General features: G+C 59.6%; 1 pseudogene. It reads left to right on the forward strand.

The features are described from left to right. A pseudogene (locus ACZYSM_RS29700) lies at positions 1–250 on the forward strand (hypothetical protein); the annotation flags it as partial.

Consider the following 250-nt stretch of genomic DNA (forward strand, 5'->3'; position numbering starts at 1 on the left):
AATTTCGTGCTGGTACGCCACCGTCTTCAGCCACCGAAGATTGAGGGCAGCCCGGACGTGCCGCCCAGCCTGACTTTCTACAGTCTGTACATGCACTTGCAGGATTGGGCGGTGTATCACGATGACGTGACTATTGCTCGGCCCGCGTTCTGGCCCGAGGGGGAGACCCGTCGGGTCAAGGCGACAGTGACAGATGTACACCCAGGCCATTCTGGACAGCAAGGCTTGAACGTGCGTAACCAAGCGCACC

The organism is Pseudomonas sp. F220, assembly GCF_057813935.1.